The sequence below is a fragment of the Pseudogracilibacillus sp. ICA-222130 genome (assembly GCF_037892545.1).
Classification (GTDB): Bacteria; Bacillota; Bacilli; order Bacillales; family Amphibacillaceae; genus Pseudogracilibacillus.
In genome coordinates this window covers 14,321-33,685 of the sequence record NZ_JBBKBG010000029.1, presented here as the reverse complement: position 1 = coordinate 33,685, position 19,365 = coordinate 14,321, and the positions used below count along the sequence as shown (strand labels likewise).

18 protein-coding genes are annotated in these 19,365 nt (G+C 35.3%); 12 read left to right on the top strand and 6 right to left on the bottom strand.

The annotated features are described in order from the left end of the window. Window positions 1-542 precede the first annotated feature (542 nt). Window positions 543-1,717, bottom strand: a protein-coding gene (locus WKT09_RS10970) for an IS3 family transposase (protein WP_156988936.1) whose coding sequence is annotated in 2 segments (ribosomal slippage) — window positions 543-1,474 and window positions 1,474-1,717 — 1,176 coding nt in all. Because the reading frame shifts where the segments join, the coding sequence is not laid out codon by codon here. 135 nt (window positions 1,718-1,852) lie between these two features. Continuing rightward, window positions 1,853-2,815: a VanZ family protein gene (locus WKT09_RS10965; RefSeq protein ID WP_120075704.1), complete on the bottom strand. Its 963-nt coding sequence runs from the start codon at window positions 2,813-2,815 to the stop codon at window positions 1,853-1,855. On the opposite strand from WKT09_RS10965, the gene WKT09_RS13835 reads away from it, so the two are divergent. Next, on the top strand, window positions 2,783-2,953 hold the full coding sequence (locus WKT09_RS13835; protein ID WP_373315257.1) for an IS3 family transposase: 171 nt from the start codon (window positions 2,783-2,785) through the stop codon (window positions 2,951-2,953). The genes WKT09_RS10965 and WKT09_RS13835 overlap by 33 nt on opposite strands. A 370-nt stretch (window positions 2,954-3,323) precedes the next feature. Here the strand turns inward: WKT09_RS13835 and WKT09_RS10955 are convergent, their stop codons facing one another. Both WKT09_RS10955 and WKT09_RS10950 read right to left on the bottom strand, forming a co-directional pair. Beyond that, complete coding sequence (locus WKT09_RS10955; RefSeq protein ID WP_156988940.1) at window positions 3,324-4,238, bottom strand: FAD-dependent oxidoreductase; 915 nt, start codon at window positions 4,236-4,238, stop codon at window positions 3,324-3,326. A 524-nt stretch (window positions 4,239-4,762) separates the two neighbouring features. After that, window positions 4,763-5,164 carry an RrF2 family transcriptional regulator gene (locus tag WKT09_RS10950; RefSeq protein ID WP_340416064.1) on the bottom strand — a complete coding sequence of 134 codons (402 nt, stop codon included), beginning with the start codon at window positions 5,162-5,164 and terminating at the stop codon, window positions 4,763-4,765. A gap of 855 nt (window positions 5,165-6,019) precedes the next feature. On the opposite strand from WKT09_RS10950, the gene WKT09_RS10945 reads away from it, so the two are divergent. From WKT09_RS10945 to WKT09_RS10915, 7 genes are all read left to right on the top strand, one after another. Continuing rightward, window positions 6,020-6,979 (top strand): ABC transporter ATP-binding protein, encoded by a 960-nt coding sequence (locus WKT09_RS10945; protein WP_095314253.1) that lies wholly within the window; start codon window positions 6,020-6,022, stop codon window positions 6,977-6,979. Then, window positions 6,976-7,731 carry an ABC transporter permease gene (locus tag WKT09_RS10940; RefSeq protein ID WP_120076016.1) on the top strand — a complete coding sequence of 252 codons (756 nt, stop codon included), beginning with the start codon at window positions 6,976-6,978 and terminating at the stop codon, window positions 7,729-7,731. The genes WKT09_RS10945 and WKT09_RS10940 overlap by 4 nt, the downstream gene beginning before the upstream one ends. A gap of 70 nt (window positions 7,732-7,801) precedes the next feature. Then, window positions 7,802-8,545 (top strand): MerR family transcriptional regulator, encoded by a 744-nt coding sequence (locus WKT09_RS10935; RefSeq protein WP_120076018.1) that lies wholly within the window; start codon window positions 7,802-7,804, stop codon window positions 8,543-8,545. A gap of 332 nt (window positions 8,546-8,877) precedes the next feature. Beyond that, window positions 8,878-10,746, top strand: a complete 1,869-nt coding sequence (locus WKT09_RS10930; protein ID WP_445324025.1) for an ISL3 family transposase — start codon at window positions 8,878-8,880, stop codon at window positions 10,744-10,746. A 25-nt stretch (window positions 10,747-10,771) separates the two neighbouring features. Beyond that, window positions 10,772-11,884, top strand: a complete 1,113-nt coding sequence (locus WKT09_RS10925) for an ABC transporter permease (protein WP_340416062.1) — start codon at window positions 10,772-10,774, stop codon at window positions 11,882-11,884. Window positions 11,885-12,295: 411 nt separating this feature from the next. Continuing rightward, window positions 12,296-13,069 carry a MerR family transcriptional regulator gene (locus WKT09_RS10920; RefSeq protein ID WP_340416061.1) on the top strand — a complete coding sequence of 258 codons (774 nt, stop codon included), beginning with the start codon at window positions 12,296-12,298 and terminating at the stop codon, window positions 13,067-13,069. Beyond that, complete coding sequence (locus WKT09_RS10915; RefSeq protein ID WP_340416060.1) at window positions 13,053-13,949, top strand: DUF2268 domain-containing protein; 897 nt, start codon at window positions 13,053-13,055, stop codon at window positions 13,947-13,949. Before WKT09_RS10920 ends, WKT09_RS10915 begins: the two co-directional genes overlap by 17 nt. A 231-nt stretch (window positions 13,950-14,180) precedes the next feature. On the opposite strand, the gene WKT09_RS10910 is transcribed toward WKT09_RS10915, so the two are convergent. Further along, window positions 14,181-14,537: a helix-turn-helix domain-containing protein gene (locus WKT09_RS10910; RefSeq protein WP_340416059.1), complete on the bottom strand. Its 357-nt coding sequence runs from the start codon at window positions 14,535-14,537 to the stop codon at window positions 14,181-14,183. 588 nt (window positions 14,538-15,125) lie between these two features. Here WKT09_RS10910 and WKT09_RS10905 point away from each other — a divergent pair. The 4 genes from WKT09_RS10905 (at window position 15,126) to WKT09_RS10890 (ending at window position 17,736) form a co-directional block, all read left to right on the top strand. Continuing rightward, window positions 15,126-15,548, top strand: coding sequence for an RNA polymerase sigma factor (locus WKT09_RS10905; protein WP_340416058.1), 423 nt, complete (start codon window positions 15,126-15,128; stop codon window positions 15,546-15,548). Continuing rightward, window positions 15,545-15,775 (top strand): helix-turn-helix domain-containing protein, encoded by a 231-nt coding sequence (locus tag WKT09_RS10900; protein WP_340416057.1) that lies wholly within the window; start codon window positions 15,545-15,547, stop codon window positions 15,773-15,775. Before WKT09_RS10905 ends, WKT09_RS10900 begins: the two co-directional genes overlap by 4 nt. A 543-nt stretch (window positions 15,776-16,318) precedes the next feature. Then, on the top strand, window positions 16,319-16,519 hold the full coding sequence (locus WKT09_RS10895; RefSeq protein WP_340416056.1) for a DUF3173 domain-containing protein: 201 nt from the start codon (window positions 16,319-16,321) through the stop codon (window positions 16,517-16,519). Between the two features lie 26 nt (window positions 16,520-16,545). Continuing rightward, entirely contained in the window at window positions 16,546-17,736 is a 1,191-nt protein-coding gene (locus tag WKT09_RS10890; protein WP_340416055.1) for a tyrosine-type recombinase/integrase, read from the top strand. Between the two features lie 67 nt (window positions 17,737-17,803). Here the strand turns inward: WKT09_RS10890 and guaA are convergent, their stop codons facing one another. Next, the gene (guaA, locus tag WKT09_RS10885; protein ID WP_340416054.1) at window positions 17,804-19,327 is read right to left on the bottom strand and encodes a glutamine-hydrolyzing GMP synthase; all 1,524 of its coding nucleotides are present in this window, start codon (window positions 19,325-19,327) and stop codon (window positions 17,804-17,806) included. Window positions 19,328-19,365: the final 38 nt, after the last annotated feature.

The window sequence follows — 19,365 nt, the reverse complement described above, 5'->3', positions numbered from 1 at the left end:
GAGTATCATTTATAACTTTTGAAAATCAATTGAGGCTCAAACACTTTATTTAAGATTTTTATTTGGTTATAATTTTTATGGGGTAATCGGAAAATAGTGTAGAAAGAGGGTTAAAAATAACCCTCCTCCATTGCTTTAGTCAGTGGTGAAAAGTCAGCACCATAGATTTCTTCATAAACCCATTCATAGCCTATTTGACCCCAATTCGGGAATTGATCAGGTAACAATTTTATGAAAGTAGCTTCAACTTCTTTGAATTTCTTTTTCTTTTGGGTATTCGGATTATAGTGTTGAAAAACCCTATTAAATAAATTAATGTTCATAGCACTGTAAATCGTATAATTGGATCTACGCCAATATTCTGGACACAAAATAGATGGTGGATTGGACAGAGCTCCATTTCATAAGAGTGGGTTGGTCTATGTCGCTTGACATGGAGCCTCTATGGGCATGGGTGTCTTGCGAAGGGCGAAAGGGTCAAACAATCCTTTCGCAGGCGGACGAGCCTAACATGCCCCCCCCCTCCATGTAAAGCGCCGTGCTCAGACATGATGCAGTGACTTAGCCGCCACCCGGATTTCATCTTCAACCTGTTGTGGGGTCTTATATTGAAGGCTGCCATGCATTCGCTTTCGATTATACCAGCCTTCAATGTATTGGAAGAGATGAATCTTTGCAGAGGCGTAATCCAGATAAGTTACGTGATGTATTTCTTCCTTCTTCAAAATAGCATGGAAGGATTCAATACAGGCGTTATCGTACGGGCAGCCCTTTCGACTGAATGATTGTCTGATCTTTTTTGACTCAGCCTCTTCCATGAAAGCCTCACTCGTATATTGGGAACCCAAGTCACTGTGCAGAATTAACTCCTCTGGTGGTAGATGCGTGGCATAGGCGTTATCCAATGCTTTAATCACCAGGTCTGTTGTCATTGTACAAGAAAAGGAATAGCCTACGATTTTCTTTGAATGCAGGTCCATCACAGAAGCAAGGTAGCACCAGCCATCCTTTAATGTATGGATATACGTAATATCGGCCACCCATTTTTCATTGATGGTGGTCGTAGAAAAGTCCCTGGCCAGGATATTCTCGCGTTCGATAACTGTTTCTTTGCTTGGTGTTGGCCGATATTTTTTAATGACGATGGAACGGATGCCCTCTTTTTTCATCAGTTTCTGTACACGTTTCAGACTTACTCTATATCCTTCCGCACAGAGATATTGGTGAATTTTTGGGGCTCCATAACGTCCTTTGCTTTCTTCGTGGATCTCTTTGATCCTTTTTGTCAGCTCCTTGTTTTCCCGCTCACGCTTGGATTCGGTTTCTTGGAGTGTTAGGTAGTAGGAGCTTCGCGGCAATTCCAAGACTTCGCACATAGTTTGGATGGGATGTTGGTCTTTATGTTGATCAATCACGGAAGCTACTGCAGATTGGCTTACCTTTTCGCGAATATGGCCATAGCCTTTTTTAAGATTTCATTTTCTTCCTGCAGCCGGCGAAGCTCCTTTTGAATCTTGGTATAGTCATCCGCCGTTGCCACGGTTCCATCTTCAAATTTGACGGGAGAAAACTTTTTGACCCAATTATAAATGGAGACATCAGATGCGCCATATTCGCTGGTTAATTGCTTGACTGGAGTGCCAGATTGATATAATTCCACAACCATCCTTTTGAAATCTTCATTAAATTTATTTTGGTTTTTATTATGGCCTTTCATTGGACACACCTCTTCTTAATCTTATTCCTCAAAAATTATGAAACTAACTAGGATGTGTCCATGAAAATATACTAGCACCACATGTTTGGGGTGGGAAAAAGAAAAAAGACCATTATCTTGAACAAAACGTTTGAATCATTTCCAAAAATATTTCATTTCCCTAAACCCTACATCCCAAAGCTTTTCATTCCCCTTAACGATTATCGTAATCTTACTTGCACGTTCAAGTGGAATTTCAAACATTTGTGGAAACAATTCCGGATAATTCAGTTGCTCCGTTCCAGAGCCGGATAATACCTCACGACCATCGACTAAAACTCGTATACTTCCATCCCTATCCATTAAGTCCGGTATTCCATAATAAAATGAAAAAATAATCTCCTTCTTGGACGTATAAGTGTAGGTTTCACTTCCTTTGCCTTTGGCGCCAAATATATTATATCCAGGTTCGACGTTTTGACCGCTAACTTTAAAGCTGTACGGTTTTGTTCCCGCTGTTGTATGCCCGGAACTATTTTTCAGTTCATTTAAAGCTATAAAGGGACCCTCTGCTTTGGTGAACGTTTTCTCCACAATTCCGCAAATTGCTAATACCCCGATTAGAATAACAATACACGTGATACCGGTAATAGCCATATTTAGCCAAAAGTTTTTTGTTCGATACCCTAGTTTGTACGCTCCGAATCCGATGCTTGCGCCTAGAGAGTTTTGAATGGCATCGTTAATATCAAAGCTTCCGAGCAAAGTTAGTGCCTGTATGGTTTCGATCACGAGAATAGACAGGAAGAACAATGAAAAGAAACGAATAAACTTCACACGGAATAACAATGGAATCAATATGCCGAATGGAATAAAGGCTGCCACATTTCCTAGATCTACGAAATCCATCAGAGTAGGATGCAGAAAATCAGAAATCTTTGGCAAATGGTAGAACTCAATCGGAAAAAAAATAAAGGTGACCCCAGTCGTGCTTGCAGATGCACCTATTCTGCCGAAAGCGAAAAAAATAAAATATAGTATCAAAATAGTATAAAGAATAGTTACGGTAAAAATAACTGTACGTTTTTGTGGCAATGTTATTTTGCCCTTGGCAGTCATATAAAAACACCTCCTGAAACAGTGTATCAAAAGTCATGTTTAAAATACATGATTTACTATAACCGTTACAGATATCAATGGAACCTAAAAAAGATGACCCCTATTCAATACAGAGATCACCTTCTTAAGTCTGCCTAGCTTTTTTATGATTGTCCTTTACAAAGGGTACAGTTTAAAGAAGGAATGGCTCCTTTTTTGTGGAAATAATCGCACCTCTGGTTGTCTATCCGCTTCGTGGACAGGATTATCCTCCACACCGACTAAATATTTTTACGATCAATTCCACAAATTTATTGACAGACCTGTTTTAGGACCATTTTGCACAGTGGCAAATCGTGCAGGAGTGACCCTGCCACCTTTTCTAAAGAGTTGATTCATAAATGGTAATGAGGAGTATTTCATAGTCTGGAATCACTTTCTTCAAGTAGCTTGGCCTTATAAAAGTGGCTTTTACAAAGGGTACATTATAAATTTAAAGTCCTCTTTATAAATATATTTAGAATTTGAATCAAACGTTGTTCTTATGCCATTCTTCTCGATTTAATTCTCCGTTTATTGCGGCTGCGGATACAGCTCCTGAAGCAGCTGCAACAATAGATTGGTGCAAGTGTGTAGTTGCATCCCCAGCTGCATAAACACCAGGTACACTTGTTTTTCCAAACTCATCGACTTCAATTATTCCAGTATCCAACATCCGGCAACCAAGTGCGACAGGTAATTCCGATCCAAGTACCAATTCTGCCTTGAAGAAAATTCCTGTGCATGGAATTACTGTTCCATCCTCAAGCTTAACATGCCTTACCATGCCTTGATTTGATTGGATGGAATGAATTGGTGAATGAAATAACGGGATATTATGCGCACGCAATTCTTCACGTTCTGCTTCACTCAATTCATTGGGACCATTTGTACAAACTACAAACTGCTTTGTCCACCCGTAAAGCAATGGGACAAAATGCATTAGCGCTGCTCCTCTGTTTATGACAACTAATTGCTGATCTCTTAGTTCCCAGCCATCACAATACGGGCATACAAATGCGCTCTTACCATAGACCTCCGCCAACCCTGGTATGCCAAGATCGCGATCCTTCATTCCGATAGCAAACAACAGTTTTCTAGTGGCTATCTTCAACCCTGAAGCAGTTTCCAACAAAAATTGACCATCTTCACCTTCTATCAACTCGATAGTATCTTCCAAATGTGAAACTGACGGATAAGTGTGAAGCTGCGATTTAGCAATATTTCTAAATTCATGTGGGCTAATGCCATCACGTGTTAAAAAGGCATGAGCCTCTCTAGTCACTGCATTACGCGGTTGCCCCTCATCGATAATCAACGTCTTCTTCCTAGCCCGTCCTAGTATAAGTCCAGCGCTTAAACCAGCAGGACCTCCTCCAATAATAACAACATCAATTTCCTTCATGATTAACTCCCTTCCTCTTATTAGTTTAACTTTCCAAATGTGTATACGCCCAATAATTACTCTGTACATCTCATATGTAGTTAAGACCTAACCAGTACTACTGAAATACTGTATTCTCACTCTGCTACGATGTTACATGTTGGCATCACCTCCTTACATAAGAACTTATCCACTAGCTCATTCGACTTTTAAATAATTTGCACATCTTTGAAACATCATCGATAGGCGCTGATTTTACTCTGTATATAGATTTTTCAGTCATAAATCCCTAGTAAAATTCGATGACAGTCAGCGATATGAATATGCAGACTACGTACAGAAACTCTTCCTTAACTTTCGATCTCTTTCCTATAATCTTCCGGGGACATCGTTTCACAATACCGGATTAAAAATCGCTGTATCTTGAATCAACTTATACGGTCCTTTTATACATGTTCATTTTTGGATTCTCCTAATTTTTTATTATAATTTCATTAAAGACTATAGAGACACTTATTATCTATAATTGGTTGAAAGAATATGTGCTAGAAAACGATGTTCGTTTCCCGCACAAGATCGGACATTTTTTTATTTCTCAAATGCTCTTCCATTTTTTCCTCTGCTTCCAATACTACTCTTTGAATCGGACAATCTGGTCCGTGATCGAAACTACAATCAAACAAAGAGGCAGATCCCTCAATCGCATGAATAATGTCAAGAAACGAAATATCCTCCCAATTTCGTTTCAGTCTGTATCCACCATTCACTCCTGTTATGGATTCAATCATACCAGCCTTTACTAGCTTGGTCAGTATCTTGGACAGATAAGTTGGTGACACCTTTTGCTTCTCAGCAAGCAGCTGAACGCCCACCGGTTTATCCGGAGTCGCTGCAGTAAGAAAAAGCATCGTATGTAGAGCATAATCTGTAGCCTTTGAAAACTTCATTCATCATCACCCTAATTAAGGATTTTATTTATCTATAATAACTTGAATGTTGTTAAACTCCAAGTATAATGCATGGGCTATTATATTATAGCAGCTAGTCGAACTTCTTGAAAATGCTCTAATCGTGACTATAAAACCCCATTTCTCTCGTTATGAATGGTAATGCTTCTCTTATATATTATTATGCAGACACATTACTACGATATTGTCAATCTATGCCCCCAACTTAATATAACAGCTTATAACCTATCCTTCTTTCTAATAATAGCTTGTAGAAAAATTCTTTTAGTTCTTTTTTATAATTATTTATATATTTGGTTTGAAGGCTTCAATGATTTTCATACATTGTGAATTAAGTAGAGTTTTGGAATTTATTATTTGAAATAACAATTCTACGGTGTAAACTCGATTTGTCTTTTCTGCTTATTTCATTCTAGCCTTGACTTTTATTAAATAGTCTATCAAATTTCGGGTATTCGGATTATAGTGTTGAAAAACCCTATTAAATAAATTAATGTTCATAGCACTGTAAATCGGATAATAGTGTGTAAAATCATAAATTGTATGTAATATCTTTTTCTGTATCCATCAAACTGATTAACCTTTAATGTAGTTTTCGTTTTGAACCTTTTAACTATCGAATCATAATTGTATTAATAATATTTACAAATTTAAAGAACCACGTCCAAGTTTTCACTTGGCGTTTTTACGCTGGGCGAGAAATTCAGTTTTCCTTTCTACAACTCCGTTAAGTTCATTCCAATTCGACTTTTATAAAAAGAATACTTGATGGTTGACTCTCCTCTAAGAGGATAGTTTATAGTTCCTTTTGTAATAAATGAAGGAGGGAACAATATGTATGACCATTTTGAAATAGTTTTAAACGCTGTTAGCAAAACATTTGGCAAAAAGGCAGCCTTAAATAATGTGTCTCTTAAAGTGAAAAAAGGTTCTATCTTCGGACTAATTGGTCCAAATGGTGCAGGAAAATCTACTTTGACGAGTATATTAGCTACTTTATCCTTGCCAAATGAGGGTACTGTCAAAATTTCGGATTTAGACGTTGTTTCAAAGGTGAATGAGGTTCGAAAAAAAGTTGGAGTCACATTCCAACAAACAACTGTATTTTCGACTGGAACAGCTTGGGAAAACATATTGATTGCAGGAAAAATGTATGGCATCAGAACTTCAAAAATAATGGAGCGAGGAGAGCACCTGTTAAAGGAATTTGATTTGTTCCAAGTATCCAACGATTTGGTTGGTACTTACTCAGGTGGAATGAAAAGAAAATTGGATATTGCAATAAGTTTGCTTCATAAACCTGAAGTTCTTTTACTGGATGAACCTACAGCTGGATTAGACCCAGAGTCAAGAATTACCTTTTGGAAAATAATTACAAAAATTTCTCAAGATGAAGGAACGACAATTTTTGTAACAACACACTATTTAGAGGAAATTCATCACCTAGCAACTGAAATTGCATTGATCAACAATGGAAAGATTCTTGATATTGGGACGCCAAAAGAATTGATCAATAAACTTGCGGCTGATCAAATTGAAATCCACTATCACAAATTAGATTTGGCCAGCATTTATAAAATCGAAGAATATATTTCTGACCTAAAAGAGGTCGTTAGCCACGAAATAAAACCAACAGCATTAACAATTATAACGAGTCATGGACAACAAATATTATCTGAATTATTGAGATACTTAATTCAAAGTAATGTCGAAATTGAATTTAGTGAACTGAAACAGGCAACGTTAAATGACGTTTATTTAATAAACTTTAATGAGAAAGGAGCAGAACAATGAATAACATAACATTCGTTTTGTTATTATCAAAAAAGAGGCTAACACCGCTAATTAAAAATCCAATAGCAATTATCATTTCAATGTTCCAACCATTGATTTTCCTAGTGCTGTTTGGAACGATATTTTCAAGCATATCTTCCGTTAGTGGATTTGAAGAATCCAATTATGTATCGTATATTTTACCGGGAATTCTGATCATGAATGCTTTATTTGGCGGAATATATTTAGGAATGAGTACTTTAGATGATATGAGAGAAGGAATATTTAACCGATATTTAATCGCCCCGAAGAATAACTTAATTTTCATCATTGGTGATTTAGTCTACATTTTCACTTTTCAATTGATCCAATCCACTTTGCTAGTGATTATTGGCTATTTTATGGGATTCAGACTTCCAATGGGAATCGTTTCACCAATTCTTTTTCTTGCTACACCAGCATTATTTTCGTGTCTAATCGGATCTATTTCAATTGGAATTGCCGTTCTAACCAAAAAGCACTCAACGATGATCACTGTCATGCAGTTTTTCTCTTTCCCATTGATTTTTTTGTCTTCTGCCTTTATGCCAAGCAATTTATTACCAAAGTATATAAGTATCCTCTCAAAAGTAAATCCAGTTGACTGGGTAGTTAGAGCATCACAATCTACTTTCAACCATTCTCCCGCAATTAACTACTATTTACTGATTGTTTCATGTCTTGTTATGGCTGTTTTCTTTTGTAAATTCACGTATGATGTTCAAAGAAAATAGTGAAATAAATGTGTTGACTCTTACCTTAGAGGATACTTTAGTATAAAGAGCATTGAAAGGAGGAGAAGAAATGTATACCGTTCATGAAGTTGCAAAACTAGCTCATACCACAGTAAAGACATTACACCATTACCACAAAATAGGTCTTTTGATTCCGGAGCAGACGACAGAAGCCGGATATCGCCTATATGGAAAAAAAGATTTAGAACGATTACAGCAAATACTTTTTTATAAAGAGTTGGATTTTCCTCTCAAGGAAATAAAACAATTATTAGATGGTGAAATCAACAGGGAAAATACGTTGATTCAACAAAAATATTTACTAGAACAAAAAATTGATCGATTTAAAGGACTAATCAGGACGATCAATTCCTCTATTAAAAATACCAAAGAAGGAGTCGATATAGATATGGAAACCATGTTTAAAGGTTTTGAAACTGAAGACGAATGGCAAGAAGCCTTAAAAGACCAAAACGAACATTTGAAAGAAGAATATGATTTTGACTTAAATCAGACAATTGATGTAGAATCGATGAACGACTCTGCCATGGAAGCACAGTCATTTAATGAAGATATGATTCATTTCTTACAAGAAGGTTTCTCTCCAAATGATTCAAAAGTTTTGGATCGTGTAAAAGAACATTTATCCTTTTTAGAAAAAAAAGGTCATCCATCAACGCCGCAAGACTTTCTAAATCAGACTGAGTTTTTCATCGTTGACGACTTTCATAGAAATATGCTTGAGCAATGGCAAGTGGGTTACACTTACTTTCTAAATAAAGTAGCAGCTAGTTATATGGCAAATATTAAATAGAACCAATACCAAATAATATAAATAATAATGGTATCCTTTTTTAAAATGTTTGATTCCCTTCCACCTAGTTGACCAAAGATATGAAATCAAAGGGCTGTTTCGGCAGCTCTTTTTGAATTTCTTTCTATTCATATTGGTAAAAATGAAGTGTCCTGAAAGGAAAGTAAAATGTTAACAAATATGATTAATCTACCAAACTTAAAGATTCTCGATATGAAGGAGAGTGAATATGATTATAGATTCCTAGTAGAGTCTACTACTCCATTTCCATCACATTGTCCTAAATGTGGGGCAATTCCTAACCTGTACAAACATGGTAAAAAGGAACAACTATTCTTTTTGATCTACCGATGCACACTAAACGTGTAGGGTTAATTATAAAACGGCAGCGTTATAAGTGCCGTGAATGCAATGAAACATTTTTTGAAGATTTACCAGATATGGATGTCAAACGTTCTGTTACTAATAGACTTTTAATTTGGATTCAAGAAACCAGTCTTGAAAAGACATTTACCAGTGTTGCAGACGAAATAGGCGTTGACGAAAAAACTGTACGAAATATCTTTAATGATTATGTAGCTGAGCTTGAAGCTCAAACAGATTTTAGAACTCCTAAATGGCTTGGTATAGATGAAGTCCATTTACTCAAAAACTATCGTTGTGTCATCACAGACGTTGAAAACAAGTCTGTAATTGACATTTTACGAAAACGTAATAAAGATACGGTTATCAGTCACCTTTCAAATCTCCAAGATATTGATAAAATTGAACTCGTAGCAATGGATATGTGGAATCCATATAAAAGTGCTGTTAATACGGTGATACCACATGCAAAAATCGTAATTGATAAGTTCCATGTTGTTAAATTAGCCAATGAAGCGTTAGAAAAAATACGAAAAGCTAACCGTCAAAATGTGTCAGCCAAAGAACGCAGACAACTTATGAGAGATCGTTATGTTCTTCTTACAAGACGAGATGATTTAAATGATTTCGATGATCAAATAAAGTTGCAAGTATGGACTGATAAGTTCCCTTTACTTGGTCAAGCATACGAACTTAAAGAGCAGTTCTTTGACATTTATGAAGCTAAATCAATTAAGGAAGGCTACAAACTGTACCAAAACTGGCTTTCAAATGTTCCTAAAGAGTTAATGACTTATTTTGAAGACCTGATTAAGTCTATGAATAATTGGGAAAAAGAGATATTCAACTATTTCAATTCTCCCATTACAAACGCCTATACGGAGTCCTTGAATCGTTTGATTAAGACAATGAACCATATTGGCCGTGGTTATTCTTTTGAAGCTCTTAGAGCAAAAATATTGTTTACACAAGGTTATCGTAAAGACTTTGAACAACAATTACAAAAGGGTCAGAATCCAAAGATCAAACTATATGTAAATAATATTAATTCGGATGGAACTAAAAACTTTCAACTTCGACTTTCGCATGCATTATACCAATTTCAAGAAAGTAGAGACAGCGAAAGTAATATAGGTATAATTGAAGAATTTTCAACATTTAATAAAGACATATCCATGAAGTTTTATGTATCTATTGGTTTGTTAATGTTTGCAGTGATTTATTCTGGGATGGTTAATACAGGTACATTATTAACAAGGGAATGGGAAGAGCGAACAAGTAAAGAAGTTTCTTTATCCCCAAGTGGATTTGCTCCATTACTAATTGCAAAAGCCACTACTGCTTTGCTATTGACAGCTGTTACGACTATTTTGGCTATGATTTTAATGACTTTTACATTAAAATTTCCAATTACAGATGTATCACTGCCGATTATAGGTTGGCTACTTGTTTTATTTTTAATCGGTGCCTCTCTAGGAGCATTTGCAGGGGTGACGATTCAAAAATCTTTACCAGTTATTACATTATCAGCAGTCATAGGAATATCGCTTTACTTACTAAGTGGAAATGAATCCTCTATTCGAGGCTTTGCTTATGGCGGTCCAATTGAACTTGTTTGGAGAATTTCCAGCTATTTACCAATGTCTTATATAACGGATACGATGAGACTTATTTTTGTAACTGGCAAGAATAACTTACTAACCAGCTCATCCAATCCGTTAACAACTACAACAAGTTTTTATATGAGCATGATTACGATACCAGCAACCATCTTCTTATTTGGTTGGGCTTCTATTATCAAATTAAAAAATAATTTGTTTTCTTCTGGAGGTCAATGAGATAACAAATGCAAGGAGGATAAACATGAAATGGAAAACATGGTTTTATGCAATTTCTGCCGTTAACAGAAGGAATATTAAGCTGTTATTACGCCAAAAACAATTCCTAGTTGCTCCCTTCTTAATGCCTGTTGTTGTTATGATTTTAACAGCGCTTATTATGGGAGCTGGTGGAGATGATTGGCCTGTTGGATTGGTAAATGAATCTGACAGTGTTGAATCAAAAGATTTTATCGAAACTTTAGAGACCGTTCATTCAAATATCACACCCTATTTTTCTATTAGAGAAATGGAGCATGAACAAGCTAGTGATGCAGTAAAAGAAGGTAGATTGCAAATGTTAATTAGAATTCCAGATGATTTTGAACAATCCCAAACTGTCTATACAGAAACATTTAATATTAATACAGACATGATGAAAAATGTACGATTACGTTTGGAGCATACAATTTTAAAACAGCTTGAAAAGAATGATGTGCTTCATGCGGCCCCAGAATTAGTCTTAGAGAAAAAAGAAGATGTTTGGCGGGAGTCCTTTATTGCAGGTAGTAGCGTCTTACTTGCTTTAATGTTTTCGGCAACCACAACAGCTGCAAATTTATTTGCCTTTGATATAGAGAACCGGACAGAGAAGGAAATATCTCTTACTCCTTTGAGTAATATCTATAGTGGAATTGGGATTATTATCACATCGGTTTTACTGGCATTTGTCTCAGCAATTTCCACCTTGCTTGTTGGGATGTTTGCTTTTAGATTGGAACCCGAAAATTTATTAATGATTTTTATAGGGATAATCCCTGTTTTAAATACTTGTGCAATTATAGGGATAATTATCGCTCATTTCCTAAGAAGATACCGGATTATTCAACCTATTATCATTGTTACTTTCATGGCTACCTTCTTTGGAGCTGGTGGATATTCTAGTGTCGCAGGTTTACCGCCAATTGCAAGATCATTTTCAGAGATATGGGCCTTTTCATATGTTTTTGAATGGTTCAACCCTATCCTTCACAATTTTAGTGGTGGGTTAGATGTTGTTCAGTATGTATTTTTAATTGTAGCTGCTTTTATTTTTATTGCCATACTACCGATCGTTTATAAAAGAGAACTTTTAGTTAAAAATAGTGGTGGACAGTAATTGACAGTGAGCTATTCAATTTAAACACGATTTGGTATTAAAAAAGAGAGTTAACAACCTATAGGTTAAGGGTGCTCAATCTTTCATGGAAAAGCATAACAAAACGATATATAAGACACAGTTGCTTCTAGTAATGCAATCATTAAAGAAACATCAGAATTCAGAAATTAGATATTGGCCCTAGCAGTCATACTTTAATATGGCTATAAAGTAGTAACTGGGAGGGAAAATGTTATAGGTGAAATATCATCGAAAACTGGAGTTGGTAACGCTATTTGATGTATTAAATGATATTTTAATACTCAGTGCTTAGTTATCTTTAAAACAAGTAACATTTCATAAAATAACTTCTTCTATTGACTCTAACGTAACGTAATACTTTATAGTGTTAATTGAAGGAGGTGTAAAGCGATGGGTATGAAGGTAAAAGAAGTAGCAGAATTAGTTGGTATTAGTATTCGTACACTTCATCATTATGATCAGATTGGATTGTTGACTCCAAAAGAAATCACTAATTCTGGTTATCGGCTCTATTCAGAAGAAAACCTTGAAACATTACAACAAATTTTATTTTTCAAGGAAATTGGATTCACCTTAAAGGAAATTAAAAAGATTATTAATAGCCCTTCATTTAATCGAAAAGAAGCATTGGTTTTACAACGAAATATGTTGATTGAGAAACGAAAAAAAGTCGATAAAATGATTGAAACTATTGATAAGACGATTAAACATATGGCTGGAGAAATACAAATGACGAATGAAGAGAGATTTGAGGGATTTAATGTTGAATTCAACCAATTTGAAGAAGAAGCTCGCCTTCGTTGGGGAAATCACTCAATCGATGAGATAAACGCAAAACTAAAGAAAATGTCCCAAGATGAACAAAATGATTTATCTGGTAGATGGGATACGATTTTCAATAAACTTGCATATCTTCGTTATCAATCCCCCGAATCCCAAGATGTACAAGCAGCAATTAAAGAATGGTATGATTTTTTAAATAAAAACTTTAGTAAGTACTCTCTGGATGCCTTTTATGGATTAGGTCAACTATACATTAACGATGAACGTTTCACAAAAAATATAGATCAATATGGTAAGGGTTTAGCGAAATTCATGAGTAAGGCGATGGAAGTTTTTACGAGTAATCAAGTAAGAGGTGATAACAATGAGAATAATAATTGAAGATACAATTGATCAATACGAAAAATTATTTTCGATGAAGGAAGATAAAGAAAACTTTTATCGGTACTCAATGATGAAGCCCTTTGAAAAGATGTGGAATATGATTAATGTTCCATTAAAGGCTAAGCAACCTAGTGGTTATGATGTAATAATGGCTACAGACATGCTTGGCTATCTTAATGTATCGGATACAGAAACTGGAAGACGGGCATTGGAAAATTTAAATGAAATTCAGGCTCTTCAAACAGCACAAAGCACGTTGAATCACTGTATTGATTTTATTGAAAAAAATAATATAAATATTAGTGCTGACGAATTGAGATTTGGTATTTATATAGCTGACCCGAAGAAGCTCGAATTGCAAAAAGGCTATTGTGGTTTTGGGGGCATTCCAGGATTTATTCAAATATCTATTTACCCAAATTCCTATAATATTCCAAGACTTCCCGCTGTAATTGCACATGAATTCCATCATAATATTCGTTTTTCATATTTTGATTGGGATCATGGAAATGTTACTGTTGGTGACTACTTAATTATAGAGGGTTTAGCAGAATCATTTGCAAAAGAACTTTATGGAGAAGATCTTTTAGGACCTTGGGTTACTTCTTTTGATAAAGAGGACTTAGAGTATTCAAAAGAAGTTATAAAGGAGGCTTTAGATATTAAAGGATTTGCTGAGGTCAGCAGTTATATGTTTGGCGATACCATTGCAAAGGAGCAAGGCTATCAACCTGTTGGCTTATCTCCTTTTGCAGGTTATGCAGTGGGCTACCAAGCAGTACAGTCTTTCATGGAAAATAATAATGTAGAGATAGGAGAAGCTACCTTACTCAGTACAGATGAAATACTAAGTAATTGTGGACTATTTTCTAAATAGCCTGTTTGTACTAATAAAGGCATTACTGTAAAACTAAGCAATGCCTTTATTGTTTAACTATAACTCATATGTTTTTTATTAAATGCCCAATAAAACAAAGAAAAATATTATCTGATTAACTCCCAAGTTGATTGTAAGACTTTGTATGAATGGGTGTAAGAAGAAATTTTTAGTACTAATTTTCCATACTAACTAAGGCGATAGAGGGAGTATTTTAGCCTTCTTTCTACACTATTTTCCAATTGCTTTTTTAGATTTAAGTATTCCATCAGCAACACTTTCCATAATAACAAGGTCCCGATCTGTTAAACTATCAAGTTGTTTTTCTAATCGCCTTCTTCTACTACTTTTCGTCACTTCAGAAGCAGGTAAGAAAAACTCATCAACGGATACATTGAGTAACGACACAAGATCATATAGAACTTGTATGCTAGGATGTTGCCCTTTATTCTCAATGTTCGTTAAATAGCGTGGGTCAATCTCAATCGATGCCCCTACCTGTTCTCGGGTTAAACCTTGTTTTGTACGAGCTTCTTTTATCGCAAGCCCAAACGCTCTAAAATCATATTTATCTTCTTTTTTACGCATAATAAACCACCTCTATACATTTTACTGTTCCTGTTAAACTTGAAACAGGTATAGTAAAACGTACTATGTGGTTACACAGTTCCTATTGTTTACTTTATACAACAAAAGATACTGCCATACGGCAATAAAAAAACCGTTATCTGGCAGTACTCTTTTCATGCCCAAAATGATATTGCCTTTCCAGACGACGGTTTAAATAGCCGCCGTCTTTTTTATATCAAATTTTATAGATGGTGTACTAAGTTTTAATCTCATTTAAAAAGATGACGGCTCTTAGGAGGTAGTCGTCATGCAATATATTGTTATTCAACAATGTTTGTTTTCTGACCCCTTATTAAAAAAGATTATCTACCAACCCTAGATAAAAACGCCTCAAAATGTGGTTTTTTAGATCATATAGAAAGAACTATTAAAGCACATAAACAGAATTACAAATCTGTTTATGTGCTTTTTTGTTTGCCGAAAACTTTTTTAAAAGTATTTTTATCAAATATGCAACAAATAGCCCTTTCGTGTTGGGACATAGTACAAAGGGAGAAAAAAGAGCACAGCTCACTTCCTTTCATAACACGTAAGGGGGTGAGAAAAGTGAAGCCATTTTCTTTTCAAACAACCATAGAAAACCAGTTTGATTATATCTGTAAGCGTGCGATAGAAGATGAACGTAAAAATTATTTCAAATATCTATCAAGAATTTCAAAATACGAAGTTTCCTTCTCCAATACAAACGATTATCTGATCAATCAATTTTCTACAATCGATAACTATTCAAGTGATTTGCAGATTTTCAGATTGAATGATTTTAATATTGGTGTGGAAAGTGATTTGTTAAGTGAAGCATTACGAAATCTGACGGATAAAAAACGAAACATCATTTTACTTTATTACTTTATCGATATGAGCGATACGGAAATTGCAGAGTTATTGAAATTAAATCGTTCAACAGTCTATCGTCACCGAACTAGTGGACTAGCTTTTATTAAAAAATTCATGGAGGAGCATACAGAATGAAAACAAAATATCCTATGATTCCCTTCTCTCTTATTGTAAAAGCGACCGATGGTGATACAGAAGCAATTAACTATATTGTAAAACACTACAAGGGTTATCTTTCAAAACGCTCCCTTCGATTAATGAAAGATGAATACGGAAATTCACACATGATAGTTGATGAAACGTTACGCGGCAGATTGGAAACCAGATTGATTACCAAGATTTTAGCTTTTGAAATTAAATAATCAATTCTCCATTTGCGGAAGCGTGCTGGAGCGTTACACGCTTCCTGAATAGTAGTTTGTCATTCTATTAAAATATGCTGTCTCAGTGTATTTTAATAGGCTGACAAGCCGATGTTCTTTGACAACTGAATAAAAAGTGATCGAATACATTTCGATAGAGAATGAGCCTGCGGACTGATACGCCATGACTTTGCAGATAATGAAAAACGAGCGATTCTTTTCAGTGATCCGTAAGTTTCTTTTGGACAAGTTACTGCCATGACTTCTCTTTCGTGATAATGATACTCCTGTACAGCCACAGCCCGAGCGTTTAAAGCGTCACAGGCAATGGGTATAGCTGCATGCGAACCATGCAGGGGTGAAATTCCCGTGAGCTTAACCAAAGCTGTTCGATTACTTATATATTATTTGATTTGGGAGAAGTTGTAGATCATACAAAGTATATACTCTGAATGCAACTTAAAGTTCAATTATTTTAAATAGTGCGTTATAATTATAGGCGAATATTGGAGTTTTCCTAGCCTATAATGGAAAGGAGTATCAATGATAACAGTTACTAAAAAAGATTTAATTGAGCTAGGATACGGAACTTCTTTTTCAGCAGATATCATTAAAAAAGCAAAAGAATTAATGATTACAAAGGGGCATTCCTATTATGAATCTAGAAAGCTAGATAGAGTCCCACGTGAAGCTGTAGAAGAAATTCTAGGAATCAATTTCTCAGATAATAACAGGTCTGATTAGTTTTTGCACGGTAAGGAGTAAAAACTATGGCTAAAGACCCGATTAAAAAAGCGAAAAATGGTACTTACTATTTTCGTGCAAATCTAGGATACGATTCTAAAGGGAAAAAGATCCAAAAATATCGTAGTGGTTTTACTACTAAAAAAGAAGCAAGAGAAGAATACTCGAAATTACTACTTATGAAGCCAGAAGAATTAAGTGAAAACAAAAATAAAATGTTATTTGAACATTATATCTTTGAAATTTTTCTTCCTTGGTATAAGACACAAGTAAAACTCAGAACATATGAAAATCGTCTGCCAAGTATTAAAAAGCATTTTCCTTACTTTTACAAAATGGCTGTCTCTGATATTGAGCCCATTGATGTACAAAATTGGCAATTGAAACTATCGAAAAACCTAAAATCTTCATATGTAAGAGCCGTTCAAGGTTTATTTTCTGTTGCTATGGATAGAGCGATTGTATTAGGCATTACATCGACAAATCCTTCTAAGATTATTGGAAATGTAAAAAAACAAAAGACAAAGATTGACTTCTGGACAAAAGAAGAATTTGAAAAAGTAATTTCTTTCATTTATAAAGACGATTACTACCAACATTTCCTTTTTGTTTCTTTATGGTTCTTGTTTATGACTGGAATGCGAATTGGTGAAGCTACCGCCATTCAATGGGAGGATGTTGATTTTGATTCGGGGATACTAACCATTAACAAAAATCTTTATTACAAGAACCAAAGTAATTATAGATTTGTTGAACCAAAAACAAAAGCGAGTGTTCGACACATTGTACTTGATGAATGTACATTAAATATTTTATCAGAATGGAAAAATATACAACAAGATCTTATCAAAACAGATTTTGTGATGAGTTACAATGGCATTCCAACACAAAAACACACACTCTCACATGCTATTGAGCGTTACGCTAAACTAGCTGGGATTCATCGAATCAGAATTCATGGTTTGCGTCATTCTCATGCTTCGTTGCTTATTAGTATGGGAGAAAACCCGCTCATCATTAAAGACCGTCTAGGACATGAAGATATTGAAACGACTTTAGGAACATATGGACACCTTTATCCTAATAGTAACTTTGAAGTGGCTAACAAACTAAATGGAATCATAACATTCAAGCAAGCAGAACAAAACTATGATTCCTCACCAAAAAATCAATTCACTGTTAACTATTTAAGAAAGCAAAAACAAAAAGTGCAATAAAAGTGCAATGGAAAATGAAAAAGAGCCAAAAACCCTTGATACACAAAGGTTTCTAGCTCTACTACAACTACTCCCACTCAATCGTCGCTGGGGGCTTGCTCGTAATATCGTAGACGACACGATTCACATGGCCTACTTCAGTCGTAATACGACGAGAAATTTTTTCTAATAGATCAAATGGAATACGTGCCCATTCGGATGTCATTCCATCGACAGAATGTACCGCACGAATTCCAACTGTGTAATCATATGAACGTGCATCATCTGATACACCTACACTGCGGATATTAGGTAAGACAGCGAAATATTGCCAAATCGAACGGTCTAAGCCTGCAAGACGGATTTCTTCACGTAAAATCGCATCCGCTTCACGAACGATATGTAATTTTTCTTCTGTCACTTCCCCAAGTACACGAATACCTAATCCAGGTCCAGGGAATGGCTGTCTCCAAACGATACTATCTGGTAAGCCTAAAGCAGTTCCTAATCCACGTACTTCATCTTTAAATAACGAACGGATCGGCTCGATTAATTTGAACTGCATGTCCTCTGGTAAACCACCAACATTATGGTGTGATTTTACTTTTTGTCCCGTTAAACTACCACTTTCGATAACATCACTATATAACGTACCTTGTGCTAAGAAGTCAACATCTGTTAATTTTCCAGCTTCTTCATCAAAAACGTAAATAAATTCATTACCGATAATTTTACGTTTCTTCTCTGGATCTTCTACTCCAGCTAATTTACTTAAGAAACGATCTTTTGCATCAACCATATGAATGTTCATTTTAAAGTTTTTCATTAAAAAGCCCATCACTTCATCTGCTTCATTTTTACGTAATAAACCATGGTCAACGAAAATACATGTTAATTGATCCCCAATGGCTTTATGCAATAATGCCGCAACAACGGTTGAATCAACTCCACCACTTAGTGCGCATAACACTTTACGATCGCCAACTGTTTCACGAATTTTTACAACTTCTGAATCGATAAAACTTTCAATCGTCCAGTCCCCTTCTAATCCGCTCACTGTAAATAAAAAGTCTTTTAAAATTTCTTTTCCATTTTCTGTTTCAGTTTTCTCAGGGTAGAACTGAATGCCGTACAATTTCTTTGCCTCATTACTAAACGTCGCAACTTCTCCATTTGCAAATGTAGCATCAACAGAAAAATCAGCTGGCGCTTTTGTAATTCGGTCCCCTTTTGAAGCATATACTGTACTTACATGTGCTAACAAATCTGTGTTTTTCTCAATGTTTACATCTGTTATTTCATACGTACGTGTTGCCTCATGTGCTACTTCTCCACCGAACTGTTCTGCAAGTAGTTGTGCCCCATAGCAAATTCCAAGTACAGGAATTCCTAAATCATAAATCGCTTCATCAATTCTATATTTGTTTTCATCATGTACATAATAAGGGCCACCTGATAAAATAATCGCTTTAGGCTCCATTTTCTTTAATGCTTCTACCTCAACCGTATGAGGAAGTAATTCACTATATACACCTAGCTCGCGAATACTACGAGTTAATAATTGATTATATGGACTACCAAAATCAATGACAACAACTAATTCATTTTTCATCTTATCGTCTCCTCACTTACATCCTACTTGTACATTAT

Coding starts and splice junctions, on each gene's coding strand:
- WKT09_RS10965 (WP_120075704.1), bottom strand. CDS start 2,815: ATGACTGCCAAGGGCAAAATAACATTGCCACAAAAACGTACAGTTATT.
- WKT09_RS10955 (WP_156988940.1), bottom strand. CDS start 4,238: ATGAAGGAAATTGATGTTGTTATTATTGGAGGAGGTCCTGCTGGTTTA.
- WKT09_RS10950 (WP_340416064.1), bottom strand. CDS start 5,164: ATGAAGTTTTCAAAGGCTACAGATTATGCTCTACATACGATGCTTTTT.
- WKT09_RS10945 (WP_095314253.1), top strand. CDS start 6,020: ATGTATGACCATTTTGAAATAGTTTTAAACGCTGTTAGCAAAACATTT.
- WKT09_RS10940 (WP_120076016.1), top strand. CDS start 6,976: ATGAATAACATAACATTCGTTTTGTTATTATCAAAAAAGAGGCTAACA.
- WKT09_RS10935 (WP_120076018.1), top strand. CDS start 7,802: ATGTATACCGTTCATGAAGTTGCAAAACTAGCTCATACCACAGTAAAG.
- WKT09_RS10925 (WP_340416062.1), top strand. CDS start 10,772: ATGAAATGGAAAACATGGTTTTATGCAATTTCTGCCGTTAACAGAAGG.
- WKT09_RS10920 (WP_340416061.1), top strand. CDS start 12,296: ATGGGTATGAAGGTAAAAGAAGTAGCAGAATTAGTTGGTATTAGTATT.
- WKT09_RS10915 (WP_340416060.1), top strand. CDS start 13,053: ATGAGAATAATAATTGAAGATACAATTGATCAATACGAAAAATTATTT.
- WKT09_RS10910 (WP_340416059.1), bottom strand. CDS start 14,537: ATGCGTAAAAAAGAAGATAAATATGATTTTAGAGCGTTTGGGCTTGCG.
- WKT09_RS10900 (WP_340416057.1), top strand. CDS start 15,545: ATGAAAACAAAATATCCTATGATTCCCTTCTCTCTTATTGTAAAAGCG.
- WKT09_RS10895 (WP_340416056.1), top strand. CDS start 16,319: ATGATAACAGTTACTAAAAAAGATTTAATTGAGCTAGGATACGGAACT.
- WKT09_RS10890 (WP_340416055.1), top strand. CDS start 16,546: ATGGCTAAAGACCCGATTAAAAAAGCGAAAAATGGTACTTACTATTTT.
- guaA (WP_340416054.1), bottom strand. CDS start 19,327: ATGAAAAATGAATTAGTTGTTGTCATTGATTTTGGTAGTCCATATAAT.